The sequence below is a fragment of the Guyparkeria halopsychrophila genome (assembly GCF_044582135.1).
Taxonomy (GTDB): Bacteria; Pseudomonadota; Gammaproteobacteria; order Halothiobacillales; family Halothiobacillaceae; genus Guyparkeria.
Genome location: NZ_JBDODP010000082.1, coordinates 1 through 256, shown reverse-complemented (window position 1 = coordinate 256; position 256 = coordinate 1). Strand labels below are relative to the sequence as shown.

Here is a 256-nt window from a genome sequence, read left to right as displayed (position 1 = left end):
CCGTACCACAGAATTGGACCCGTCGTTCGCTGCTCTACGCTTTGCCTTAGCAAAGGGAAAAACCGCGCGAACGAACTCTTGCCTGAGCTATTTTTTCCAACGCAGATTGTCAACGGTCTAAGATCGATATCATCAGTATCATGAAGTGCTCTTAGGTTTTGTATTCGTACACTTTTCATACGCTCACTCATCTATCCGACTCGCTGAGAGTCGTCCCCACAAAAGCCGTGACCAAATAATAAAAAATCCGCCTAAC

The 256-nt window shown here is 46.1% G+C and carries 1 protein-coding gene; it reads right to left on the bottom strand.

Annotation, left to right across the window (positions count from 1 at the left end; all coding sequences use genetic code 11):
• A partial coding sequence (locus ABGV18_RS11585; RefSeq protein ID WP_396586161.1) for an AAA family ATPase occupies positions 1-179 on the bottom strand: 179 nt, incomplete at its 3' end.
• Between the last annotated feature and the right edge of the window lie 77 nt (positions 180-256).